General features: G+C 52.1%; 6 tRNA genes and 4 rRNA genes (1 of these 10 only partly in view). All 10 read left to right on the forward strand.

The features are described from left to right. Positions 1–220 precede the first annotated feature (220 nt). Positions 221–1770: ribosomal RNA gene (locus NYE43_RS00940) — 16S ribosomal RNA — on the forward strand. A 169-nt stretch (positions 1771–1939) separates the two neighbouring features. Next, positions 1940–4867: ribosomal RNA gene (locus NYE43_RS00945) — 23S ribosomal RNA — on the forward strand. Between the two features lie 53 nt (positions 4868–4920). After that, a 5S ribosomal RNA gene (gene rrf / locus NYE43_RS00950) occupies positions 4921–5036 on the forward strand. 45 nt (positions 5037–5081) lie between these two features. Next, a tRNA-Asn gene (locus NYE43_RS00955) sits at positions 5082–5156 on the forward strand. Between the two features lie 2 nt (positions 5157–5158). After that, positions 5159–5231 (forward strand) — tRNA-Thr (locus tag NYE43_RS00960). Between the two features lie 65 nt (positions 5232–5296). Next, a tRNA-Gly gene (locus tag NYE43_RS00965) sits at positions 5297–5371 on the forward strand. 38 nt (positions 5372–5409) lie between these two features. Next, positions 5410–5486, forward strand: a tRNA-Arg gene (locus NYE43_RS00970). 23 nt (positions 5487–5509) lie between these two features. Next, a tRNA-Pro gene (locus tag NYE43_RS00975) sits at positions 5510–5586 on the forward strand. 7 nt (positions 5587–5593) lie between these two features. Beyond that, positions 5594–5669, forward strand: a tRNA-Ala gene (locus NYE43_RS00980). Positions 5670–5844: 175 nt separating this feature from the next. Next, a 16S ribosomal RNA gene (locus NYE43_RS00985) occupies positions 5845–7037 on the forward strand; it runs 357 nt beyond the window's last position. Together the 16S, 23S and 5S rRNA genes with 6 tRNA genes alongside form the textbook arrangement of a ribosomal RNA operon.

Genomic DNA, 7037 nt, shown 5'->3' on the forward strand with positions numbered 1-7037 from the left:
TATATTATTATTCGTCGCTGATGAACAGCTGACAACAAATAAAAGCTTCATTAACCTTTTAAAAAAGGTGTTGACTTAAAAGAAGCTGAATGTTATAGTAATAAAGCTGCTTCGTTAAGCGGCATAAATGATCTTTGAAAACTAAACAAGACAAAACGTACCTGTTAATTCAAGTTTTAATATAAATCGCACAGCGATTTGCGTAGTCAGTCAAACTACTTTATCGGAGAGTTTGATCCTGGCTCAGGACGAACGCTGGCGGCGTGCCTAATACATGCAAGTCGAGCGGACAGATGGGAGCTTGCTCCCTGATGTTAGCGGCGGACGGGTGAGTAACACGTGGGTAACCTGCCTGTAAGACTGGGATAACTCCGGGAAACCGGGGCTAATACCGGATGCTTGTTTGAACCGCATGGTTCAAACATAAAAGGTGGCTTCGGCTACCACTTACAGATGGACCCGCGGCGCATTAGCTAGTTGGTGAGGTAACGGCTCACCAAGGCAACGATGCGTAGCCGACCTGAGAGGGTGATCGGCCACACTGGGACTGAGACACGGCCCAGACTCCTACGGGAGGCAGCAGTAGGGAATCTTCCGCAATGGACGAAAGTCTGACGGAGCAACGCCGCGTGAGTGATGAAGGTTTTCGGATCGTAAAGCTCTGTTGTTAGGGAAGAACAAGTACCGTTCGAATAGGGCGGTACCTTGACGGTACCTAACCAGAAAGCCACGGCTAACTACGTGCCAGCAGCCGCGGTAATACGTAGGTGGCAAGCGTTGTCCGGAATTATTGGGCGTAAAGGGCTCGCAGGCGGTTCCTTAAGTCTGATGTGAAAGCCCCCGGCTCAACCGGGGAGGGTCATTGGAAACTGGGGAACTTGAGTGCAGAAGAGGAGAGTGGAATTCCACGTGTAGCGGTGAAATGCGTAGAGATGTGGAGGAACACCAGTGGCGAAGGCGACTCTCTGGTCTGTAACTGACGCTGAGGAGCGAAAGCGTGGGGAGCGAACAGGATTAGATACCCTGGTAGTCCACGCCGTAAACGATGAGTGCTAAGTGTTAGGGGGTTTCCGCCCCTTAGTGCTGCAGCTAACGCATTAAGCACTCCGCCTGGGGAGTACGGTCGCAAGACTGAAACTCAAAGGAATTGACGGGGGCCCGCACAAGCGGTGGAGCATGTGGTTTAATTCGAAGCAACGCGAAGAACCTTACCAGGTCTTGACATCCTCTGACAATCCTAGAGATAGGACGTCCCCTTCGGGGGCAGAGTGACAGGTGGTGCATGGTTGTCGTCAGCTCGTGTCGTGAGATGTTGGGTTAAGTCCCGCAACGAGCGCAACCCTTGATCTTAGTTGCCAGCATTCAGTTGGGCACTCTAAGGTGACTGCCGGTGACAAACCGGAGGAAGGTGGGGATGACGTCAAATCATCATGCCCCTTATGACCTGGGCTACACACGTGCTACAATGGACAGAACAAAGGGCAGCGAAACCGCGAGGTTAAGCCAATCCCACAAATCTGTTCTCAGTTCGGATCGCAGTCTGCAACTCGACTGCGTGAAGCTGGAATCGCTAGTAATCGCGGATCAGCATGCCGCGGTGAATACGTTCCCGGGCCTTGTACACACCGCCCGTCACACCACGAGAGTTTGTAACACCCGAAGTCGGTGAGGTAACCTTTATGGAGCCAGCCGCCGAAGGTGGGACAGATGATTGGGGTGAAGTCGTAACAAGGTAGCCGTATCGGAAGGTGCGGCTGGATCACCTCCTTTCTAAGGATATTTACGGAATATAAGACCTTAGGTCTTATAAACAGAACGTTCCCTGTCTTGTTTAGTTTTGAAGGATCATTCCTTCGAAACGTGTTCTTTGAAAACTAGATAACAGTAGACATCACATTCAATTAGTAACACAAGATATCACATAGTGATTCTTTTTAACGGTTAAGTTAGAAAGGGCGCACGGTGGATGCCTTGGCACTAGGAGCCGATGAAGGACGGGACGAACACCGATATGCTTCGGGGAGCTGTAAGCAAGCTTTGATCCGGAGATTTCCGAATGGGGAAACCCACCACTCGTAATGGAGTGGTATCCATATCTGAATTCATAGGATATGAGAAGGCAGACCCGGGGAACTGAAACATCTAAGTACCCGGAGGAAGAGAAAGCAAATGCGATTCCCTGAGTAGCGGCGAGCGAAACGGGATTAGCCCAAACCAAGAGGCTTGCCTCTTGGGGTTGTAGGACACTCTATACGGAGTTACAAAGGAACGAGGTAGATGAAGAGGTCTGGAAAGGCCCGCCATAGGAGGTAACAGCCCTGTAGTCAAAACTTCGTTCTCTCCAGAGTGGATCCTGAGTACGGCGGAACACGTGAAATTCCGTCGGAATCCGGGAGGACCATCTCCCAAGGCTAAATACTCCCTAGTGACCGATAGTGAACCAGTACCGTGAGGGAAAGGTGAAAAGCACCCCGGAAGGGGAGTGAAAGAGATCCTGAAACCGTGTGCCTACAAGTAGTCAGAGCCCGTTAACGGGTGATGGCGTGCCTTTTGTAGAATGAACCGGCGAGTTACGATCCCGTGCAAGGTTAAGCAGAAGATGCGGAGCCGCAGCGAAAGCGAGTCTGAATAGGGCGCATGAGTACGTGGTCGTAGACCCGAAACCAGGTGATCTACCCATGTCCAGGGTGAAGTTCAGGTAACACTGAATGGAGGCCCGAACCCACGCACGTTGAAAAGTGCGGGGATGAGGTGTGGGTAGGGGTGAAATGCCAATCGAACCTGGAGATAGCTGGTTCTCTCCGAAATAGCTTTAGGGCTAGCCTCAAGGTAAGAGTCTTGGAGGTAGAGCACTGATTGGACTAGGGGCCCCTACCGGGTTACCGAATTCAGTCAAACTCCGAATGCCAATGACTTATCCTTGGGAGTCAGACTGCGAGTGATAAGATCCGTAGTCGAAAGGGAAACAGCCCAGACCGCCAGCTAAGGTCCCAAAGTATACGTTAAGTGGAAAAGGATGTGGAGTTGCTTAGACAACCAGGATGTTGGCTTAGAAGCAGCCACCATTTAAAGAGTGCGTAATAGCTCACTGGTCGAGTGACTCTGCGCCGAAAATGTACCGGGGCTAAACGTATCACCGAAGCTGCGGACTGTTCTTCGAACAGTGGTAGGAGAGCGTTCTAAGGGCTGTGAAGCCAGACCGGAAGGACTGGTGGAGCGCTTAGAAGTGAGAATGCCGGTATGAGTAGCGAAAGAGGGGTGAGAATCCCCTCCACCGAATGCCTAAGGTTTCCTGAGGAAGGCTCGTCCGCTCAGGGTTAGTCGGGACCTAAGCCGAGGCCGAAAGGCGTAGGCGATGGACAACAGGTTGATATTCCTGTACCACCTCCTCACCATTTGAGTAATGGGGGGACGCAGGAGGATAGGGTAAGCGCGGTATTGGATATCCGCGTCCAAGCAGTTAGGCTGGGAAATAGGCAAATCCGTTTCCCATAAGGCTGAGCTGTGATGGCGAGCGAAATATAGTAGCGAAGTTCCTGATTCCACACTGCCAAGAAAAGCCTCTAGCGAGGTGAGAGGTGCCCGTACCGCAAACCGACACAGGTAGGCGAGGAGAGAATCCTAAGGTGATCGAGAGAACTCTCGTTAAGGAACTCGGCAAAATGACCCCGTAACTTCGGGAGAAGGGGTGCTCTGTTAGGGTGCAAGCCCGAGAGAGCCGCAGTGAATAGGCCCAGGCGACTGTTTAGCAAAAACACAGGTCTCTGCGAAGCCGTAAGGCGAAGTATAGGGGCTGACGCCTGCCCGGTGCTGGAAGGTTAAGAGGAGCGCTTAGCGTAAGCGAAGGTGCGAATTGAAGCCCCAGTAAACGGCGGCCGTAACTATAACGGTCCTAAGGTAGCGAAATTCCTTGTCGGGTAAGTTCCGACCCGCACGAAAGGCGCAACGATCTGGGCACTGTCTCAACGAGAGACTCGGTGAAATTATAGTACCTGTGAAGATGCAGGTTACCCGCGACAGGACGGAAAGACCCCGTGGAGCTTTACTGCAGCCTGATATTGAATGTTGGTACAGCTTGTACAGGATAGGTAGGAGCCTTGGAAACCGGAGCGCCAGCTTCGGTGGAGGCATCGGTGGGATACTACCCTGGCTGTATTGACCTTCTAACCCGCCGCCCTTATCGGGCGGGGAGACAGTGTCAGGTGGGCAGTTTGACTGGGGCGGTCGCCTCCTAAAAGGTAACGGAGGCGCCCAAAGGTTCCCTCAGAATGGTTGGAAATCATTCGCAGAGTGTAAAGGCACAAGGGAGCTTGACTGCGAGACCTACAAGTCGAGCAGGGACGAAAGTCGGGCTTAGTGATCCGGTGGTTCCGCATGGAAGGGCCATCGCTCAACGGATAAAAGCTACCCCGGGGATAACAGGCTTATCTCCCCCAAGAGTCCACATCGACGGGGAGGTTTGGCACCTCGATGTCGGCTCATCGCATCCTGGGGCTGTAGTCGGTCCCAAGGGTTGGGCTGTTCGCCCATTAAAGCGGTACGCGAGCTGGGTTCAGAACGTCGTGAGACAGTTCGGTCCCTATCCGTCGCGGGCGCAGGAAATTTGAGAGGAGCTGTCCTTAGTACGAGAGGACCGGGATGGACGCACCGCTGGTGTACCAGTTGTTCTGCCAAGGGCATCGCTGGGTAGCTATGTGCGGACGGGATAAGTGCTGAAAGCATCTAAGCATGAAGCCCCCCTCAAGATGAGATTTCCCATTCCGCAAGGAAGTAAGATCCCTGAAAGATGATCAGGTTGATAGGTCTGAGGTGGAAGTGTGGCGACACATGGAGCTGACAGATACTAATCGATCGAGGACTTAACCTAATTTCTAATGATGTCACACCTGTTATCTAGTTTTGAGAGAACACTCTCAATTGTTTGGTGGCGATAGCGAAGAGGTCACACCCGTTCCCATGCCGAACACGGAAGTTAAGCTCTTCAGCGCCGATGGTAGTCGGGGGTTTCCCCCTGTGAGAGTAGGACGCCGCCAAGCAGTTTTATCTATTTCTACCATGTTTGTTTATGAAGCTTATATCATTCCGCAGTAGCTCAGTGGTAGAGCTATCGGCTGTTAACCGATCGGTCGTAGGTTCGAATCCTACCTGCGGAGCCATTGCTTCCATAGCTCAGCAGGTAGAGCACTTCCATGGTAAGGAAGAGGTCAGCGGTTCGAGCCCGCTTGGAAGCTTTATTTAAATGCATTACTCTTACCAAGGTTTCTCAAAAAGGAGAAAGCTTTTTTTATTGCGATATGCGGAAGTAGTTCAGTGGTAGAACATCACCTTGCCAAGGTGGGGGTCGCGGGTTCGAATCCCGTCTTCCGCTCCATTTTTTCATCCCAACGGGATGTTGATACAAGTGAAAATGCGCCCGTAGCTCAATTGGATAGAGCGTTTGACTACGGATCAAAAGGTTAGGGGTTCGACTCCTCTCGGGCGCGCCATATATTTTATCAATATGGGAAATCGGGAAGTAGCTCAGCTTGGTAGAGCACATGGTTTGGGACCATGGGGTCGCAGGTTCGAATCCTGTCTTCCCGACCATTTTTATGGGGCCTTAGCTCAGCTGGGAGAGCGCCTGCTTTGCACGCAGGAGGTCAGCGGTTCGATCCCGCTAGGCTCCACCAAAAAAAGATTTAAAAAAGTTGTTGACTTTGAGAAAGCGACGTTGTATACTAATAAAGTTGCTTTAACAAAGCGATAACAAAATGATCTTTGAAAACTAAACAAGACAAAACGTACCTGTTAATTCAAGTTTTATTATAAAATCGCACAGTAATGTGCGTAGTCAGTCAAACTACTTTATCGGAGAGTTTGATCCTGGCTCAGGACGAACGCTGGCGGCGTGCCTAATACATGCAAGTCGAGCGGACAGATGGGAGCTTGCTCCCTGATGTTAGCGGCGGACGGGTGAGTAACACGTGGGTAACCTGCCTGTAAGACTGGGATAACTCCGGGAAACCGGGGCTAATACCGGATGCTTGTTTGAACCGCATGGTTCAAACATAAAAGGTGGCTTCGGCTACCACTTACAGATGGACCCGCGGCGCATTAGCTAGTTGGTGAGGTAACGGCTCACCAAGGCAACGATGCGTAGCCGACCTGAGAGGGTGATCGGCCACACTGGGACTGAGACACGGCCCAGACTCCTACGGGAGGCAGCAGTAGGGAATCTTCCGCAATGGACGAAAGTCTGACGGAGCAACGCCGCGTGAGTGATGAAGGTTTTCGGATCGTAAAGCTCTGTTGTTAGGGAAGAACAAGTACCGTTCGAATAGGGCGGTACCTTGACGGTACCTAACCAGAAAGCCACGGCTAACTACGTGCCAGCAGCCGCGGTAATACGTAGGTGGCAAGCGTTGTCCGGAATTATTGGGCGTAAAGGGCTCGCAGGCGGTTCCTTAAGTCTGATGTGAAAGCCCCCGGCTCAACCGGGGAGGGTCATTGGAAACTGGGGAACTTGAGTGCAGAAGAGGAGAGTGGAATTCCACGTGTAGCGGTGAAATGCGTAGAGATGTGGAGGAACACCAGTGGCGAAGGCGACTCTCTGGTCTGTAACTGACGCTGAGGAGCGAAAGCGTGGGGAGCGAACAGGATTAGATACCCTGGTAGTCCACGCCGTAAACGATGAGTGCTAAGTGTTAGGGGGTTTCCGCCCCTTAGTGCTGCAGCTAACGCATTAAGCACTCCGCCTGGGGAGTACGGTCGCAAGACTGAAACTCAAAGGAATTGACGGGGGCCCGCACAAGCGGTGGAGCATGTGGTTTAATTCGAAGCAACGCGAAGAACCTTACCAGGTCTTGACATCCTCTGACAATCCTAGAGATAGGACGTCCCCTTCGGGGGCAGAGTGACAGGTGGTGCATGGTTGTCGTCAGCTCGTGTCGTGAGATGTTGGGTTAAGTCCCGCAACGAGCGCAACCCTTGATCTTAGTTGCCAGCATTCAGTTGGGCACTCTAAGGTGACTGCCGGTGACAAACCGGAGGAAGGTGGG

It is taken from the genome of Bacillus sp. FSL R5-0434 (genome assembly GCF_038004745.1).
Classification (GTDB): domain Bacteria; phylum Bacillota; class Bacilli; order Bacillales; family Bacillaceae; genus Bacillus; species Bacillus halotolerans.